14 protein-coding genes are annotated in these 18,815 nt (G+C 43.2%); 9 read left to right on the top strand and 5 right to left on the bottom strand.

The window, feature by feature from the left end; genetic code table 11:
• Positions 1-285: 285 nt before the first annotated feature.
• The 4 genes from yfbV (at position 286) to OCU90_RS11990 (ending at position 5,785) form a co-directional block, all read left to right on the top strand.
• The gene (gene yfbV, locus OCU90_RS12005) at positions 286-738 is read left to right on the top strand and encodes a terminus macrodomain insulation protein YfbV (RefSeq protein ID WP_004734015.1); all 453 of its coding nucleotides are present in this window, start codon (positions 286-288) and stop codon (positions 736-738) included.
• A gap of 353 nt (positions 739-1,091) precedes the next feature.
• Positions 1,092-2,057 carry an ABC transporter substrate binding protein gene (locus OCU90_RS12000; protein WP_061021874.1) on the top strand — a complete coding sequence of 322 codons (966 nt, stop codon included), beginning with the start codon at positions 1,092-1,094 and terminating at the stop codon, positions 2,055-2,057.
• A 203-nt stretch (positions 2,058-2,260) separates the two neighbouring features.
• Positions 2,261-4,129 (top strand): maltodextrin glucosidase, encoded by a 1,869-nt coding sequence (malZ, locus tag OCU90_RS11995; protein ID WP_061021872.1) that lies wholly within the window; start codon positions 2,261-2,263, stop codon positions 4,127-4,129.
• Positions 4,130-4,318: 189 nt separating this feature from the next.
• Positions 4,319-5,785 (top strand): GGDEF domain-containing protein, encoded by a 1,467-nt coding sequence (locus tag OCU90_RS11990; protein WP_061021870.1) that lies wholly within the window; start codon positions 4,319-4,321, stop codon positions 5,783-5,785.
• 44 nt (positions 5,786-5,829) lie between these two features.
• Here the strand turns inward: OCU90_RS11990 and dusC are convergent, their stop codons facing one another.
• On the bottom strand, positions 5,830-6,786 hold the full coding sequence (dusC, locus tag OCU90_RS11985) for a tRNA dihydrouridine(16) synthase DusC (protein ID WP_017084026.1): 957 nt from the start codon (positions 6,784-6,786) through the stop codon (positions 5,830-5,832).
• Between the two features lie 198 nt (positions 6,787-6,984).
• Between dusC and OCU90_RS11980 the strand changes: the two genes are divergently transcribed.
• Positions 6,985-7,605 (top strand): YecA family protein, encoded by a 621-nt coding sequence (locus OCU90_RS11980; protein WP_017091557.1) that lies wholly within the window; start codon positions 6,985-6,987, stop codon positions 7,603-7,605.
• 123 nt (positions 7,606-7,728) lie between these two features.
• On the opposite strand, the gene dsbB is transcribed toward OCU90_RS11980, so the two are convergent.
• Together dsbB and nhaB are read right to left on the bottom strand one after the other, a co-directional pair.
• The gene (dsbB, locus tag OCU90_RS11975) at positions 7,729-8,238 is read right to left on the bottom strand and encodes a disulfide bond formation protein DsbB (RefSeq protein WP_032545975.1); all 510 of its coding nucleotides are present in this window, start codon (positions 8,236-8,238) and stop codon (positions 7,729-7,731) included.
• Positions 8,239-8,384: 146 nt separating this feature from the next.
• Positions 8,385-9,977, bottom strand: coding sequence for a Na(+)/H(+) antiporter NhaB (nhaB, locus tag OCU90_RS11970; RefSeq protein ID WP_004734008.1), 1,593 nt, complete (start codon positions 9,975-9,977; stop codon positions 8,385-8,387).
• Between the two features lie 639 nt (positions 9,978-10,616).
• On the opposite strand from nhaB, the gene fadR reads away from it, so the two are divergent.
• Positions 10,617-11,456: a fatty acid metabolism transcriptional regulator FadR gene (fadR, locus tag OCU90_RS11965; protein WP_017084025.1), complete on the top strand. Its 840-nt coding sequence runs from the start codon at positions 10,617-10,619 to the stop codon at positions 11,454-11,456.
• A 142-nt stretch (positions 11,457-11,598) separates the two neighbouring features.
• Here the strand turns inward: fadR and OCU90_RS11960 are convergent, their stop codons facing one another.
• Together OCU90_RS11960 and metG are read right to left on the bottom strand one after the other, a co-directional pair.
• Positions 11,599-12,078 (bottom strand): YehS family protein, encoded by a 480-nt coding sequence (locus tag OCU90_RS11960; RefSeq protein WP_061021868.1) that lies wholly within the window; start codon positions 12,076-12,078, stop codon positions 11,599-11,601.
• A gap of 188 nt (positions 12,079-12,266) precedes the next feature.
• A complete protein-coding gene (metG, locus tag OCU90_RS11955; RefSeq protein ID WP_017111097.1) occupies positions 12,267-14,327 on the bottom strand; it encodes a methionine--tRNA ligase in 2,061 nt (686 codons plus the stop codon).
• Positions 14,328-14,485: 158 nt separating this feature from the next.
• On the opposite strand from metG, the gene apbC reads away from it, so the two are divergent.
• The 3 genes from apbC (at position 14,486) to OCU90_RS11940 (ending at position 18,695) form a co-directional block, all read left to right on the top strand.
• Complete coding sequence (apbC, locus tag OCU90_RS11950; protein ID WP_004734003.1) at positions 14,486-15,562, top strand: iron-sulfur cluster carrier protein ApbC; 1,077 nt, start codon at positions 14,486-14,488, stop codon at positions 15,560-15,562.
• A gap of 258 nt (positions 15,563-15,820) precedes the next feature.
• Positions 15,821-16,462: a uridine kinase gene (gene udk, locus OCU90_RS11945; protein ID WP_004734002.1), complete on the top strand. Its 642-nt coding sequence runs from the start codon at positions 15,821-15,823 to the stop codon at positions 16,460-16,462.
• Positions 16,463-16,568: 106 nt separating this feature from the next.
• Positions 16,569-18,695, top strand: a complete 2,127-nt coding sequence (locus OCU90_RS11940; RefSeq protein ID WP_061021866.1) for an AsmA family protein — start codon at positions 16,569-16,571, stop codon at positions 18,693-18,695.
• Positions 18,696-18,815: the final 120 nt, after the last annotated feature.

Raw genomic sequence — 18,815 nt, 5'->3', positions numbered from 1 at the left:
GAATAGTCGAAGCACATAGGCTTGCGTACTAACCTTGGTCAAAAAAACGTTAATTTCCGTATTAAAGTGAAAGCGCACTTTTTCAGAAAAAGAGGCTTTTGCATTCCTTGCAGAAGTCGTCCCAAAGTTGCTTAAATTGTAAATAAGGGCAACAATGAGATTGAGGTCTGCAAATAATAGCGATATTGTGCAAATATAACAAAAAAATTTGAAAGAATATTATTTTTCGTCAAATTTTTGTGTTTTTAGTTGATGATTTCAACTTTTTTTTAATGGGAGACTCATATGAGTAATAGAGTTGGTTTAGCGAGCAGTTTAAAAGATGGCCAAAAGTACATGGATCTCTGGCCTGTTCGAAAAGAGTTAAACGCTATCTTCCCTGAACAGCGCATCATTAAAGCCACGCGTTTTGGTGTGAAAGTGATGCCAGCGATAGCTGCTATTAGTATTCTGACACAAATGGTCTTCAACAATTATAATGCGATGCCGCAAGCTGTGGTTATGGCGTTGTTTGCGATCAGCTTGCCGCTTCAAGGCATGTGGTGGTTAGGTAACCGTTCGAACACTCAATTACCGCCAGCATTGGTTTCTTGGTATCGAGAGTTGCACGAGAAGATCAGCGAAACAGGTTTTGCATTGGAACCAATGAAACCACGCCCTCGTTACAAAGAGTTGGCGATCATTTTGAATCGCGCATTTCGTCAGCTAGACAAATCATCAATGGAACGTTGGTTCTAGCAGGTCGTCTTATCTCTCCCTCCCTCTAGTCTGAGAACAGTCATACATCATCGATAACTCGTTCTCAGATTTGCTCCTCTCTTCTAATCGCTTCACTTGCCTTTTATTCGCTTAGCCTCCCTTGATCCACATAGCCTTGCCTTTATTTGCCGTGCTTATCTTGTATTCATTGAGTTTCTTACCTTTTAAATTAAACAACCCCGCTTATCCCCGCATAATTCGAACCTTGTTGTATTTTTGTTAAATATCACTTCAAGTTATCAATAGTTACTGGTAATAATGTCAATAGTGATTTTTGATGTTGTTCTCTTCGAGCGAGTAATAACGAGTAGAGCTTGATTTAGGGAGCGATAATGAGTTCTGTAAGAAAGGTATTGGCAGCGGTTTTAAGCTGTCTGTTGTTGCTATGGACTGGCAATGTAATGGCGAACGTTGCCAAAGTGTCGGTTTCACAAGTTGTCGACCATCCAGATCTGAATGCGACGCGTCTAGGGCTTCTTGAAGGATTAAGAGCCAAAGGTTACGAACCGGGAAAAAATTTAGAATTCTCTTATGAAATGGCTGATGGCAACCCCGCTCAGGCAGCAAAAATTGCCAGAGAACTAGTCAGCGAAAACCCTCATGTCTTAGTTGGTATCGCGACACCGACTTCGCAAGCTTTGGTTTCTGCGACTCGCTCAATACCGATTGTATTTACCGCGGTTACGGACCCTATCGGTGCAAGGCTTGTTAAGCAATTGGGTAAACCGGGACGAAATGTCACGGGCCTTTCTGACTTATCACCTATTTCCCAACACGTATCTCTTATTAAAGAATTACTCCCTAATGCGGATTCAATCGGGGTGGTTTATAACCCCGCCGAGGCAAATGCTGTCGCGTTAGTTGGGCTATTAAAGAAGTCGGCACGAGATTTTGGTTTTACTCTGTACACTGAAAAAGCGCTAACCATCGATGATGTAGAATCAAAAACCGAATCCATTGCTAAGAAGTCGGATGTTATTTACGCATTGACAGATAACACTGTTGCAAGTGGTATCGAAGGGCTTATAGAAGCTGCGAACCGGGCTGGAACGCCAGTGGTTGCCGGAGCGACGTCTTACGTGGGTAAGGGGGCGATAGCTGGCTTAGGTCTAGATTACTATGACGTTGGGGTGCAAACCGCCGATTATGTGGCTGCTATTCTGAACGGAGAAAAACCGGGTAAGCTGAGTGTTAAAACTGCACAGAGTTCGCAACTGGTTGTGAATTTGGATGCTGCTCGTGAGCTTGGTGTCACATTGCCTCAGTCTGTGATTGATCGTGCGATAGTTAGCCGTTGATGGAGTAATTGAAAATTGGACCTCCTCTTGAAAAATGGTCGATTCATTTGATCATTTTGAGAGAAATCGACTTACTGTAAACAAAGTGGATCTACAAAGTGGATCTACAAAGCGTGATCTACTTTGACTGATGTTATTTTTCTCGTTGTGGTCAAAGAAATTTTTCATATCTTAAGCAAATTAAATATTGCTCGAGAACCGCTATGAATCCTTTTATCTTTCATGCTCAAACCTCCGATTACTTCCACGAAAAAGAGGGTGTGCTAACCGTAACATTAGTGTCTGAACGCACTGACTGGAATAAGGTACAGCTGAGGCATGAGCCAGATAACGAAGAGTATCTACTCGACATGGTGCAAGTTGGTACTGAAGGGCGGTTGACGCTGTGGCAAGCCTCTTTCCCTGCGAATACAGACAGAAACGTTACTCACTATGCGTTCAAGCTTGTTGATTCAAAAGGACAGTATTGGCTTGATGCTAAGGGCGTCCATAGCCGCGTTGCGAGTCGTGAGTTTCACTTTAAGTTTAATACCCAACATCGCCCACCATCATGGGTGTCGGAGCAGGTATTTTATCAAATCTTCCCTGAGCGATTTTGCAACGGAAATCCGAGTATCAGTGTCAAAGCGGGCGAGTATCGCTTAAAAGAAGATACCTCAGATGTCGTAGTGAAAGAATGGGGCGAGCCTGTCGAAGGACACAATGGAACGGGCGCTGCAGAGTTCTTCGGTGGTGACCTCGCAGGTATTCATAGTAAGTTAGATTACCTGCAAGATCTAGGCATCACCGCGTTGTATCTCAACCCCATTTTTCAGTCACCGAGCAACCATAAATACGACACAACCGATTACTACAATGTCGACACCCATTTCGGGACCAATGATGAGTTCTCTGCACTTTCAAAAGACATTCACACGCGTGATATGAGAATCGTTCTGGATGCGGTATTTAATCACACTTCGGTTGAGCACCCTTGGTTTGATAAACTGAAAGCCACTGACTCCGGTGCATATGACAACCCAGGTTCGGCATTTCATGACTATTATTTTTTCGACCCCGAAAACACTCAGCAATATGTTAGTTGGAAAAATATTAGCTCACTTCCAGTCTTAAACTTCTCCAATGTTTCCGTGCGAGAACATATATTCCAGTCACAAGACTCTGTGATTAAGCACTGGTTAAAAGCACCTTATAACATCGATGGCTGGCGCTTCGATGTGATTCATATGTTAGGTGAAGGGGAGGGAGCCTATAACAACGCACATTATGTGAAAGCATTCCGTGACTCAGCAAAAGCAGAGAACCCCGAAGCCTACATTTTGGGAGAGCACTTCTTCGAGGCCACATCATGGTTACAGGGAGAGCAAGAAGACGGGTCGATGAACTATTATGGATTTGCTCACCCAGTTCGTGCGCTATTGGCAAAGCAAGACATCGCGTACGAGCCGATTGATATTGATATGTTGGCTTTTTCTGATTGGTTAGCTGAAGCGAGAGCTAAAGTTCCTTGGTTGAATCAATTATCGCAGCTAAATCAACTGGACAGTCATGATACGGCTCGACTGCTAACGCTTCTAAATGGTGACCAAGCTAAGCAAAAACTGGCGCTGACACTACTGTTTACTTATGTCGGAACTCCATGTTTGTACTATGGGACAGAAGTGGGATTAGAAGGTGGTCAAGACCCAGATAATCGCAGATGCTTCCCGTGGGATAAAGAAGATACTTCGCATTGGTTCCCTTTCCATAAAGCGTTGATAAAATTGAGAACAGAACGCTGCAGCTTACAAAGTGGTGCTTACCTAGAGTTATATTGTGATGCAGAGACGTTAGTGTTTACTCGTTGCCTTAGGGGTGAAAAGACACTGGTTGTGCTCAACCTATCTCAAGATGAAAAAGTGTTGTCTTTACCTGTGTGGATGCTCGGACAAGAACAAGGGAAGTTGATTGAATTACAAGGTGAGTTGATTGACTTACAAGGTAAAGTGAAGGGCGAGCCAATTGTTAATGGTGTCGTTGATCTTGTGGTCACAGCGATGGAAGCTAAGATTTATGACGTGGTAAATCGTTGAATTTAAACTGACTAAGACAGTATCCGCTAACCCTGCTTAATGCAGGGGTAGTTTTTTAAAGGAGTCGATTGTTCAATGATACGGCCTGATTCATATCAACTTACACTCTTTTACCTCGAGGAAAATGTCCATTAATGTAATAATATTAATGAAGTAAATGAAAACAGCTGATCGCTAAGAGCACATTATATGAAAGTAAACAGGCACTTTAGCCTTACCTTTGTCTTCGGGTTTCCCGCAGTGATCGCCGCGATGCTACTTGGCCTAATAGGAAAGAACCACTTTGACGCGGTAGAAAAAGACATCAGCAGCGAATTCAACCGTATTGAAGATGTGTTCAAAGGAACCACTAAAGTTGTCACCGCCTTAGACTACAGTTTCTCAAATTACTACAAATCCGGTAATCCTCTTTTCCTCGACCACAACAAGCAAGTGGTTGATGGTCTTTGCCGTATTTGGCCTATCGATAGCCTGCTTCTTGCCGATGGCAAAACTACCGACATTCCTTCCGTTGATATTGATTATATGCTGGTCGGTGAAGAATCTTTGTGTACAGAAACCAGCGGTACCTATAAAAGTGCTTCCGAGAAAATAGCGCTAGCACCTATTCTTTCATTTCTCTCTCAACTTGATGAATTCCACAATGGTGTGCATTTTATTGATAAACGCGGATACGTTATTTCGTCACCGGAAGATTTTGCTAAAGGGCTAGGAAAGGAATTACTTTCGACCATCAAAAGCCGTCCATATTGGCAAAGAACCGCTAACAACCCAGATCTACTGACTTTATCTGGCCCTGCATATCGGTTTGACTCCCTTGACCGAATTATTAGTATGACGATTCCCGTGTTCCATCAAGGAGTGCACCAAGGGATGCTCTCAGTAGATATTGATGCTGACAGGTTACTCGCGAGCTCTAATGAGCACCTAGCGGGTCGGATCGATATTATTGATACGACTTTAGCTAACCCGATTGATACGGCCACGTTCTATCACGAGATTAAGCTAGAAGGGGTCGCGTCTCATCATGCGATGTACTACGAGTTGGATCTTGCTAACGAAGTGGAGCACTTTTTCGTTTATGAAAAAGACAGCCTAATCGTCGCTATTATCGTGTATCTGTTCTCGGTTACGATTTTCTTTTATGTTAACTCCAATATTGAACGTGGTTACTTCAAAGAACTAGCAGCTAAAGACCCAATGACCGGGTTATTGAATCGACGAGGCTTAGAAGCGTTCTGGCGCAGCGTAGAGCACGATCAACTGTTTGCCTTAACGGTATTTGATATAGACGATTTTAAGTCAATTAACGATACTCATGGTCACGATAAAGGTGATGATGTGATTCGTTATATGTCACGTCAAATTAGTAACAGTGTTCGAAGTAGTGATGTGGCAGCACGGTTTGGCGGAGAAGAGTTTGTCGTTTATATGAAAGGCGATGATCGTGAGACGCTGATAAGGACATTAGAACGTGTAAAAAATGCGGTCTGCGCGAACTCGGCCGACATTGTACCTAATGGATTTACGGTATCTGGCGGTGTTTGTATTGTTGAAACAGAGCAAAACAAGCTTAACTTTGAAGAGATATTTAAATACGCCGATGAAAAACTGTACGTGGCTAAGACGACAGGTAAAGACCGGATCGTATTTTAGCCACGCTATGAAGTTCAATATCGCGATAGGGGGGGGGAACTAACTCAAACGGGTTGGTGGTATTCTTCTTGATAACGTTGAAGGCGCTCTACAATAGGTGGCGCTTTTTTGAAAGTACGAATTTCTTTAAATAGTTCGTTCGCTTCAGGGTAGCCTTTACTTAAATAGACAAACCATTGTTTCACTCTATTGGGGTAGTACATGCCTTTATCCCCTTTAATTTGAAACTCGGAATAGCGCAGTAAAAGTGCGATTACTTTATCCCAAGGCATTTTCTGGTGGTTGTGCTTAACAACGTTGCCAAGATTGGGAATATTAAAAGCGCCGCGGCAGACCATCAATGAATCAACACCTGTGGCTTCTATGCAATCTTGACCATCTTGGTAGTTCCAGATTTCCCCATTAGCAATCAACGGCAGAGAGGTTTTCTCTCTTATTTGATTGATGTAATCCCATTTGATTTCACTGGCTTTATAGCCGCCAACTTTTGTTCTTGCATGCACAGTGAGTTCGTCAGCTTTTGCTTGCTCGATAGCGTCGACAATTTCAAAGCACTCTTCCGGGTGCTCCCAACCCAATCGGATTTTTGCGGACACGGGAATGTGCGCAGGGACTGCTTCTCGACAGGCGTTCACCACTTGATAGATGAGCTCTGGCTCTTTTAGCAGTGAAGCCCCACCATTACTTTTGTTTACCGCTTTTGCCGGGCACCCAAAATTAAGATCAATGCCTTTAGCGCCTAAGTTTGCCGCTTGAAAAGCATTTTCGGCCATCCAGTTCGGGTGTTGCCCTAGAAGTTGCAGATGGATTGGCACACCAGCCATGGTTTGAGAGCCTTGATGCAGCTCTGGGCAAATACGGTGGAACACATGCGGAGGAAGAAGTTGATCAACGACGCGCACAAACTCTGTCACACAGAGATCGTAATCATTGATCTCTGTAAGAATCTCACGCATTAGGTGGTCTAGTACGCCCTCCATAGGGCCAAGTATTACTCGCATGCTGCTTTACCGAAACTAAGTGGACCGAAAAAATTCGAGGCGTGATTGTACGGTTTGCTTACAGGATTGTCACTATGAGTATGGTTTACCTGTCTTGAGTGCGCACAACTCGTCTTGATGATGGTTTATCGCTTAATAGCGACATCTTGGGGAGTATGGCGTTATAATATCGAAAATGCCCCAATATTCAGAGCTTTCATGACATATCAATTATTAAGCCTACCGGAATCTATCACTGACATAACTCCACAGTTCATTGAAGGTTCAATCCTTGCTTCCAACTTAGCGACCAAACCACTCGATCCAGAAGAATGGTTAGCTATCGTTGCACCTGAAACAGGTAAAGAGCTTGTAACAATCGTGACGGAACAGATTAATCGCCAGCACAACCTGATTCAGCGTAGTGAATACTTACTGACAGACGTACTTGTTGATGGTGATTTTAACGAACAATTCGCAGATTTCGCTGAAGGCTTTATGATGGTTTGGCCAACCGTGGAAGAGCAGTGGCAAAGCGTGACTGTCGCGGATGGTACTCTGCGTATGCTGCAAGCACTCCTAACAACCTTGATGCTTGGGATTGATGAAGAGCAAACTCAGCAACAAATGGTTGCGGCCGGGCTCGAGAATCCACCAGCGCTTGCCGATTTAATCGATCAGATAGATCTGATGATTTCAGAGGTTGCAATGGCGGCTGATGAGGCGATGCTGGGTAATAAGTCACAGAGTGTGAACCCATTTAAAGATATCGGTCGAAACGACCCTTGCCCATGTGAAAGCGGCAAAAAGTTTAAACAATGCTGTGGCAAAAACAGTTAATCACGGCTTGTTGAGTAACTCAGCTTGAGTGACAGACTTTCTTTAAGTGATAAAAAGCTTAAGCGATAAAAAAGTCGACCTTGTGGTCGACTTTTTTGTTGTTCTAATTTAGATGATCTAGTGTTAATCGTTTTTCGATTTTACAAATTGAGATATAACCACAAAACCGAAAGCAACCAAGTTACCCGCAAAGATAATCACTAGCCATTGAGGCATTGAAAGCTCTAAGAACTGCCATACCACCTTGCTACAGTCACCGTAAGCTTCAAACATCCACGGAGCCCATTGGTTTAAAGGTGCCCAGCTAGGGAAAGTAACGAATAAATCACAGGTTGCGAAAGGAGACGGATTAAACTGGTAATCGACGTGCTCTAAAGCCAACGTCAAACCTTTATAGGCGCCAAATCCCCAACCAGCAAGGCCTAACCAACGTGATATCGGGTTATTCGGAGCAATAGCACCAATCATTGCAGCGACACCGATAGCAAGCATAGCAACGCGCTCATAGATGCACATCACACAAGGACCAAGCATCATCACGTGTTGAAAGAAGAGAGCGCATGCCTCAAAAAAGACAATAAAAGCCAGCAGTAAAAGCCAAGATAAACGTCCCTTAGAGAAGTCTTTGAGCATTGCAAAAAAGTTCACGAATTTAATCCCGTCTATAAAATAAAAAAGCTCTGAATACTCAGAGCTTTTTATCTTGGATAAGTTTCCTAATCAACTAATATTTTTGATTAGTTAGATACACTTATTGTGTTTCGCAACACAAAATCGGATTAGTGACCACCAGAGATAACTGGAGCGACAACCTCACCAGTACGCTGAATGATCCAACCTGCATCGTAGAACCAAGCGGTCATCGGCTCAACAAAGAACACGATACCAGCAAGGCCAACAAGAGCCAGTACGATAGTATATGGCAAAGCCATGATGACCATGCGGCCGTAAGACAGTCTAATTAACGGGGCAAGTGCCGATGTTAACAAGAATAGGAATGCAGCTTGACCGTTTGGCGTAGCAACAGAAGGTAGGTTAGTACCTGTGTTGATAGCAACAGCAAGTAGGTCAAATTGGTCACGAGTGATGATGCCTTCAACCAGTGCAGTTTTCACTTCGTTGATGTAAACCGTACCTACGAACACGTTATCTGACACCATCGATAAGATACCGTTGGCCACATAGAATAGTGCGAGCTGTGCGCCTTTATCTTCAACGTGAAGTACTGCATCGATCACTGGCTTAAACAGTCCCTGGTCAATGATTACAGCAACGACAGCGAAAAAGACAGCAAGAAGTGCAGTAAATGGCAGTGCTTCTTCAAAGGCTTTACCCATTGAGTGTTCTTCGATAACGCCAGTAAACGCCGTTGCTAGGATGATAACTGAAAGACCAATCAAACCAACTTCAGCTACGTGAAGCGCAAGGCCTACGATAAGCCAAACTGCGATTGCACTTTGAACCCATAGTTTTGCCACGTCTTGTTTTGTACGGTTTGCGCGTTCTTTGTTGTCAAATTCAACTAAGATTTGGCGAACGTTATTTGGCAGTTCTGCACCGTAGCCAAATACTTTAAATTTCTCTACAAGTGCACAAGTGATAATGCCGCAGATGAATACAGGCAGTGTTACTGGCAACATACGGATGATAAATTCACCGAACTCCCAGCCTGCTTGCTTAGCAATCACTAAGTTTTGCGGTTCGCCTACCATGGTCATTACACCACCGAGTGCAGTACCTACACCAGCGTGCATAAGTAGTGAACGTAGGAAAGCACGGTAGTTTTCTAAATCGTCACGTGTAAGCTCAGAGATCTCTTCATCATGAGTATGATCGTGCGCTGACGTTGTGCCCTTACCTGATGCAACCTTGTGATAGATAGAGTAGAAGCCAACCGCAACGCTAATAACAACGGCGATTACCGTTAGTGCGTCTAGGAATGCTGATAAGAAAGCAGCAGCGATACAGAAAGCGACAGAGAGTAGGACTTTGGATTGAATGCCAAGCAGGATCTTCGTGAAAATGAACAAAAGAAGTTCTTTCATGAAATAGATGCCAGCAACCATGAATACTAATAAGAGTAAAACTGGAAGGTTTGCTTGTAGCTCATGATAAACCATTTCGGGTTTGGTCATGCCAATGGCGACCGCTTGAATTGCCAATAAACCACCCGGTTGAAGAGGGTAGCATTTTAGAGCCATAGCTAGAGTGAAAATAAACTCAACCACTAATAGCCAGCCCGCAACAAATGGGTCAACTAGGAAGAAAACAAACGGGTTGATGATTAAAAAGGAAATGATGGCAAGTTTATACCAATCAGGAGCCTTACCAAGGAAGTTCTTGATAAAAGCGTTTCCGAGAGACATCGGCATGTTAATACTCTTTTATGTTGATTATGAATAGATAAGCAATACAACATTTGAGAATCGAGCTATAGAGGTTGTTAAAAACTATAACTAACAGTGACTTAGAAAAACTACATTCCATGTAATGTTCTGTGGTCTTGCCAAGTCACTCCCTTAGAAACTCAAGCACTGCTAATTTTTGAGCGCAACTCTACTCTTAGATAACATTTAGTCAACAGGAAAACCCCTGTAGCCCTAAAAATACCTCTTTTTTGTTGAGAAACGCGATCAAAGTAGCGCAAGCATACCACTTAAAATGTGATAAAAACCGACTAGAATCAATATTTCAGCGAAATGATTGAAATTAACAGAATAACGACGGTTTATATATGATTATTACAACTTAATATTGCAAATTAATAACTTTGAAATTATGACCAATCTCATTGATTTTAAAGAAAATTTGTTGTGTTAATGGTTTGTTGGAATGGTGGTTTATCGTTGCTTGCTTTTCAAACCTAGGGTGCAAACGTGTGCTGAACTTTAGAGTTTTAACTCTACTGGTGTTTTGGAGGAGTAAAATTTTTGAGGGTGTTTCCGCTGGGTGTGAACTAGTGGTATGATGAGTAAATTAGAACAGAATAATTAAATTGGATTGAAGTGTAGATGGTCATTAAGGCTAAAAGCCCGGCAGGATTTGCAGAAAAGTATATCATTGAAAGTATTTGGAATGGCCGTTTCGCTCCAGGTTCTATCTTGCCCGCAGAGCGTGAGCTTTCTGAGCTGATTGGTGTTACACGTACTACGCTTCGTGAAGTACTTCAGCGTCTTGCTCGTGATGGTTGGTTGACAATCCAACACGGTAAGCCAACTAAAGTTAACCAGTTTATGGAAACGTCAGGTCTTCATATTCTTGATACATTAATGACGTTGGATGTTGATAACGCAAGCAAAATGGTAGAAGACTTACTTGCTGCACGCACCAATATCAGCCCTATTTTTATGCGTTATGCATTTAAAGCAAATAAAGAAGCTTCTGAGCGTACGATTACTAACGTGATTGAATCTTGTGAAGCTTTACTTGCGGCACCGACATGGGATGAATTCCTAGAGTCTTCCCCGTACGCTGACAAGATCAAACAATCAGTGAAAGAAGACGCAGAAAAAGATGAAACGAAGCGTCAAACGATCTTAGTTGCTAAAACTTTTAACTTCTACGATTACATGCTTTTCCAACGTTTAGCATTCCATTCAGGTAACCAAATTTATGGTCTGATCTTCAACGGTGTTCGTAAATTGTACGACCGTGTTGGCAGCTACTACTTCTCTAACCCAGAAGCTCGTCGTTTAGCCATGGAGTTCTACAAAGACTTGTTTGTTATTTGTGAAAGTGGTGAACGTGAAAACTTGCCACTTGTGATTCGTAACTACGGTATCGCAAGCGCACAGATTTGGAACGAGATGAAAACAACGTTACCAACAAACTTTACTGAAGACGACAGCTAGGTCTTTTCATTAAAGTCTTGTTAGGTTGGTTTACTTATTAAGTAAACGACGTAAAGAAAACGAAAAAGCGGCGAGATAATCAAATTATCTCGCCGCTTTTTATTTATCGATAGTTGGTGAAAACTTATCAATAGGCAGTAACTTACCCTGCAAACTCTTCTGAGTCTGGACGGTTAGTAAATTGCACGCCATTTAGAAAATCGCAAAGTAGTTGGTCTTCACATACTTTGTAGTTCTTGTTCTCTGGCTTACGGAAGTAGGCACCAATTTCGTACTTACTTAGGCTGATGCCTACCACTTCTAATATATCTAACACATCTTCTGCTTTCATGTTCAACGCAATACGTAGCTTCATGAAAATCATGTTGTTAGTCAGAGCAACTTCAGGTTTAGGTTGAACACCTTCTTTTTTGCCACGCTTAAGGTTGATAAAACCATTTAGGAATACCGCTAACTCTTTATCTTTCATCGTAGAGCATGACTTGTCGTTGTCGTCTTTTAGCCAGTTGATCACTTTATCGTGAGCAACGGTAACGTCAGCTTGTTCAATAGCTTTGATGATTTGTGCATTTTTAAGGTTTAGTGCGTGTTGAATACGACGCAAGATTTCATTGTTAGTCACAGGGTAGTCCTAAAAAGGTATCTGGGAGTGAACATGGCTCCAATCAAATATATTGGATTTGATAAAGCACATTTTACTCTACATAGCATAGTTGAGGGCGACTCTAACAGAGAACGCTTGTTTTCCATAGATATAAAAAATCCCCATAACATGGCTGTTATGGGGATTTTTAAGTGGCTAAACCGGCATTACATTACGCGCATACCTGGTTGAGCACCTTCGTGTGGTTCAAGGATCCATAAGTCACTGCCACCAGGGCCAGCAGCTAGGATCATGCCTTCAGACATACCAAACTTCATCTTACGAGGTTTAAGGTTTGCTACCATTACCGTTAGCTTACCTTCTAGCTCTTCAGGTTTGTACGCTGACTTGATACCAGAGAATACTTGGCGAGTCTCACCACCGATGTCCAATTGGAATTTCAGTAGTTTGTTCGCTTTTGGTACTTCTTCACAAGAGATGATACGAGCAATACGCATATCGACTGCTGCAAAGGCATCGAACTCAATCTCATCTGCGATTGGCTCTTTGTCTAGTTCAGTTTGGCTTGCTTGTTCTTTTTCCGCTTCTGCTTTTTCTTTTGCTGCTGCTTCAGCGGCTGCATCTTCTTTAGAAGACTCGATCATTGCTTCTACTTTCTTCGGATCAATACGGCTAAACAACGCCTTGAACTTAGTGATTTCGTGATCAGTTAGCGGAGTAGCAATCGCTTCCCACGTTAGCTCTTCGTTTAGGAAAGCTTCAGTGCGAGCGGCTAGCTCTGGCATTACGGGTTTCAGGTAAGCCATCAGTACGCGGAATAGGTTAATACCTACAGAAGAAACTTCTTGAAGCTCTTTCTCTTTACCTTCTTCTTTGGCAAGAACCCAAGGTGCTTTTTCGTCGATGTACTGGTTAGCTTTGTCAGCGAGTGCCGTTACTTCACGAATAGCGCGGCTAAACTCACGAGTTTCGTACAGTTGACCGATACGCTCAGCCGCTGCTACGAATTCGTTGTAAAGCTCTGGTTCGGCAAATTCAGCAGAAAGCTTGCCTTCGAAACGCTTAGTGATGAAGCCTGCGTTACGAGAAGCCAAGTTAACAATCTTGTTTACTACGTCAGCGTTTACACGTTGAGTGAAGTCTTCAAGGTTAAGGTCTAAATCATCGATACGGCTGTTTAGTTTAGCAGCGTAGTAGTAACGTAGACACTCAGGATCTAGGTGGTTTAGGTACGTACTTGCTTTGATGAATGTCCCTTTCGACTTAGACATCTTAGCGCCGTTCACGGTTACGTAGCCGTGTACGAATACGTTGTTTGGCTTGCGGAAACCAGAACCTTCTAGCATTGCAGGCCAGAATAGAGAGTGGAAGTACACAATGTCTTTACCGATGAAGTGGTAAAGCTCGGTTGTGCTATCTTTCTTCCAGTACTCGTCGAAGTTTAGATCGTCACGCTTGTCACATAGGTTCTTGAAAGAAGCCATGTAGCCAACTGGCGCATCTAGCCATACGTAGAAGAATTTGTCTTTTTCGCCTGGGATTTCGAAGCCGAAGTAAGGCGCATCACGTGAGATATCCCACTGTTGCAGGCCAGACTCAAACCATTCCTGCATTTTGTTTGCAGTTTCATTCTGTAGAGAGCCAGAACGAGTCCACTCTTTTAGCATGCTTTCGAACTGAGGCAGGTCGAAGAAGAAGTGCTCAGAATCTTTCATTACTGGAGTTGCGCCAGAAACTGCTGATTTTGGATTAATCAGTTCAGTTGGGCTGTATGTCTCACCACAGTTATCACAGTTATCACCGTATTGGTCTTCTGACTTACACTTAGGGCAAGTACCTTTTACAAAACGGTCTGGAAGAAACATCTCTTTCTCAGGATCGAAAAGCTGAGAAATAGTACGGCTAGAAATGAAGCCGTTCTTTTTAAGTTCTAGATAGATGTGAGAAGCCAGTTCACGGTTCTCTTCGCTATGTGTGCTGTGGTAGTTATCAAAGCTGATATCAAAGCCAGCGAAGTCTTTTTGGTGCTCTTCACTAACAGCAGCGATCATCTCTTCTGGCGTGATACCCATCTGTTGAGCTTTAAGCATAATTGGCGTGCCGTGAGCATCGTCAGCACAGATGAAGTTTACAGTGTTGCCACGTAGACGCTGGTATCGAACCCAGATATCAGCTTGGATATGCTCAAGCATATGGCCAAGGTGAATAGAGCCGTTAGCGTACGGAAGCGCACAAGTTACCAAAAGTTGTCTTGGATCAGTTGCCATACTTAATAATTCGCTTTTTTGATAGGTATAAATTTTGAGAGGTAATACTACTTTATAACGTGTGATACGCCAAGGTATCAGACAAAGGATTCCCCTAGTTTTTTAGGGGTTCAGTCTTCATCTCGTGGGTGATAGCATAAATAAAAAAAGGAGCCCCAATGCGTAACTTTACTTCTAAGCAAGATTTCTGTTCATGGTTGAATGAGTTCGAGTCACCAATCCTCATCCCAGAGTGGGCGCTACACCAAAATATTGTATCGGTTGATCCTCGTGGGTCATTTGTCATTACCTTGCCTTTTGCAGCTAATCAGCTCGCGGTTGAACTGGAACAGTGGATCCACTCCCAGATTGAACAACAGCTTGTCAGCGCTTTTCAGTTCGAAGTAAAAGTGAAGCCGTCTGCGCTGGAAACTACAGTCGCAACACCATTGAAAGGCGTTAAGAACATTATCGCCGTGACGTCGGCAAAGGGTGGGGTGGGCAAATCGACAACTTCGGTAAACCTTGCGCTTGCATTATCTAAGTCAGGTTCAAAAGTGGGCTTGTTGGATGCGGATATCTATGGTCCATCTGTGCCTATGATGCTCGGTCAGCTGGATGCAAAGCCAGAAGTACAGAACAACAAATGGATGATACCAATCGAGGCGCATGGCATTTTCACTCATTCTATTGGCTATCTTGTGTCGAAAGATGATGCTGCAATCTGGCGTGGCCCTATGGCTGCGAAGGCTTTAGGTCAGCTTGTTAACGAAACCGTATGGCCTGATTTAGATTACCTTGTTATCGACATGCCACCGGGCACGGGTGATATTCAGCTAACGTTGTCGCAACAGATCCCAGTAACGGGCGCGGTAGTGGTGACGACTCCTCAAGACTTGGCTTTAGCCGATGCACGTAAAGGTGTGGCGATGTTCGATAAAGTGAGCGTGCCAGTTGCAGGCTTAGTGGAAAACATGAGCTACCATATTTGTAGTCATTGTGGCGAAAAAGAGCATATCTTCGGTGCTGGTGGTGCAGAAGCCATGTCGGAAGAGTTCTTCCTCGATATTTTGGCGCAAATTCCACTTCATATTGATGTACGAGAAGACATCGACGCGGGTTGCCCAACGGTTATACGTCGCCCGGACAGCGAACACACTCGTCATTACTTAGAATTGGCTGAAAATGTGGCTGCGAAAATGTTCTGGACGGGAAAAGCAAGACCGGAAGCGATCAACTTTTCTATGGTTGATTAGAGTAGATCAGCCCTAAAGCAGTATAAATAATATTTGGGTGAGATAAATAGTTTTTGGATTTGGCTAAATAGTCATTGGATTTGTGCAAATAGTTGTACGCCAGTTATTCTAAAGCAAACGATTGTATTCATTTAATGTATAGATAACATCAATTTGACTGCAATTAGCTAGAATGGCGACTAGAATCTATGTTGTTTAGCCCCTATAATCAGGCGGTTTATCTCTTCCCACCACCAAACCATATCGGGTGCAAAATTAATGTCTGATAATAATCAATGTGTCATCGTAGGTATCGCTGGCGCTTCAGCATCAGGAAAAAGTCTGATTGCTAGTACAATTTATAATGAGTTGCGCGAGAAAGTAGGCGACCATCAAATTGGTGTTATCACGGAAGATTGCTACTACAGCGACCAAAGCCACTTGAGTATGGAAGAGCGTGTTAAAACTAACTACGATCACCCAAATGCACTGGATCATGATCTATTATGTGAACACCTACAGCAGCTAATGAGTGGCAATGCGGTAGAAGTTCCTGAATACAGCTACACAGAACACACACGTACTTCTGAAACGACTACACTTACACCTAAGAAAGTGATCATTTTAGAAGGTATTCTGCTTCTAACAGACCCGCGTCTTCGTAAACTAATGCACGCAAGCGTGTTTATGGATACACCGTTAGATATTTGTCTACTACGCCGTGTTAAACGTGATGTAGAAGAACGTGGTCGTACAATGGACACGGTACTTAAGCAATATCAAGAAACAGTACGTCCAATGTTCATGCAGTTTATCGAGCCTTCAAAACAACATGCAGACATCATTGTTCCTCGTGGTGGTAAAAACCGTATTGCGATTGACGTGCTAAAAGCGCACATTGCGAAGTTGTTGAAGTCTTAATCGAATAAAAATTTGCCTAAGTGACTCACTTAGCTTTATTTTTTACCGAATCAGTGGCACTTTTATAGTGCCACTTTCTTTTGGAATCTAAGCAAGGAATATGCGGATGAAGAAACTACTCATTTTCATAGCTGTACCAGTGTTTGTTGTCGTTGCAGCAATTCTGGCACTAGTGCTGTTAGTGAACCCTAACCAATTTAAGCCATTAATTGTCGAACAAGCCCAAAAACACACAGGCCTAGAGCTCGTGATCGAGGGCGATATCAGCTGGCAATTCTTCCCATCTATTGGCTTCGAACTTGGTCAAACTGAATTACGTAACCCTGAAGGATTCACCCAACCAAACCTGTTTAAGGTTGATACCGTTGGCGTTGATGTTTCGGTTACCCCGCTATTTAGCAACCAACTAGAGATCGGCAACATTACTCTAGATGGTGCAGAATTCTATTTAGAAACGCTTAAAGATGGTCGTAAGAATATCGACGCGCTAACGCAAGCATCAGCTCCTCAAGAGTCTGAGCCTGTAGCCGGCGCAAGTTCTGAATCAACACCTGCGCCTCAAGAGCAAAGTGCTACAGACGCATCTGGTTGGACGATCAACCTTGCAGGCGTCACTGTTTCAAATGCATTGTTTGAGATGGACGACAAACAAGCTGGTTCATTCACTAAGCTATACGATGTGTCTTTGAACCTTTCTGAGTTTGCCGTTGATACATGGACAACCGCGACGTTTGCGGCTTCTGGTGAAAACAATCAACAGAAGTTCTCTGCAAACGGCAGTGCTGAATTCAAATTAGCGGAAGGCTTCGCAAGTTACGCACTGCGTAATATTGACCTAAACGCTAAGTTTAATGATCCAGCAACGTCGATTGAGTCAGCAAAGATTGGTTTGAATACGTTTGAGTTCGATAAGGTAAACCAACTGACTTACGCTGTAATCGGTAATGCGGCTGGCCTTGACCTTGATCTTAAAGGTGGCGGTGAACTTACCGTCGATAGCGCGATTTCAAAAGTAACGCTGAACAAATTAACGTTAGACTCAACATTCAAAGGCGACACGCTTCCTCAGTCTCCAATGAAAGTCGACATGCTGTCTGATTTAAGCTTCGATCTTAATAAGAGCCACCTGAGCTTTGTGTTAGAGAAGCTACAAGCTAACGCTATTGCTTTAGACGGTAAAGCCGACGTAACCCTATCTGAAATACCAAAGGTTCGTTTCTCTCTTCATAGCCCGAATATCGACTTGGACGAGTTCTTAGGCTTAGGCAATACAACAGAAACAGCGAGCACAGCTCCTTCTGGTTCTGCTGGTGGCTCAACGTCAAACTCTGGTAGTTCAGCTCCTGCTAAAGAAGTGGAACCTGATCTGTCGGCTCTGAAAACGTTAGACGTGAAAGGTGATATCACAATTGATAAGTTCAAGGCGAACAACGCGAAGATGCAGAATGTTAAAACGGCATTTTCGGTTAACCGTGGTATCGCAGAGCTAACCTCATTCACATCGAATCTTTACCAAGGTTCTATTTCTGCGACCGCTAAGCTAGACGCTCGTAAAACACCAGCGACTTACAAGGCTAAGAAGAAAATTAGAGGCGTGAAGGTTCAACCGTTACTGATTGATGTAGCGAACAACGACATGCTGGAAGGCACGGGTAATATCGATGTTAACGTTAAAGGTAAGAGCCTGACGCCAACAGGAATCAAGAAGAACCTAGTCGGTACTATCGTGATTAACTTTGAAGATGGTGCTGTTAATGGCATCAACGTTGCTCAACTGATTCGAGAAAACTACGCTAAGATCAAAGGCGAAAAAGTTGAAAGCACAAATGAAGCTCAAAAAACGGACTTCAGTGCAATGAAAGCGACACTGAAGGTCGACAAAGGTTGGGTTTCAACGAACGACTTATCGGCACAGTCACCACTGCTACGCGTGACAGGTCAAGGTAAAGCAAACTTCATTAATGAAACGGTCGACTTCCTTGTTCGTACATCGATTGTTGGTTCGCTTGAAGGTCAGGGCGGTAAGAACATTGATGACCTGAAAGATGTGACCATCCCAATTAAGGTAACAGGCCAATGGGCTGACCCGAAATTTGCGCTTGTTTTTGATGATGTGTTGAAGCAAAAAGCACAAAAAGAGATCGACCGTGGCGTGAATAAGCTAACGGATAAGATCAAAGACGAGAAGACCAAAGAAGCGGTTGACGGTTTGTTGAAAGGTTTCTTTAACTAATCTTTGCCTAACTCGCATATAAAAGAAGCGCCATTCCTACTGTAGGAATAGCGCTTTTTTTTGGATGCTGATTATTATCCGGGCTTAGTAAGCAAAGAGATTCCCTATGAGACTCGTCCC

The sequence above is a fragment of the Vibrio splendidus genome (assembly GCF_024347615.1).
GTDB lineage: Bacteria > Pseudomonadota > Gammaproteobacteria > Enterobacterales > Vibrionaceae > Vibrio > Vibrio splendidus.
Note: the sequence above shows the minus strand (reverse complement) of the source record. Positions and strands in the feature narration are given on the sequence as shown.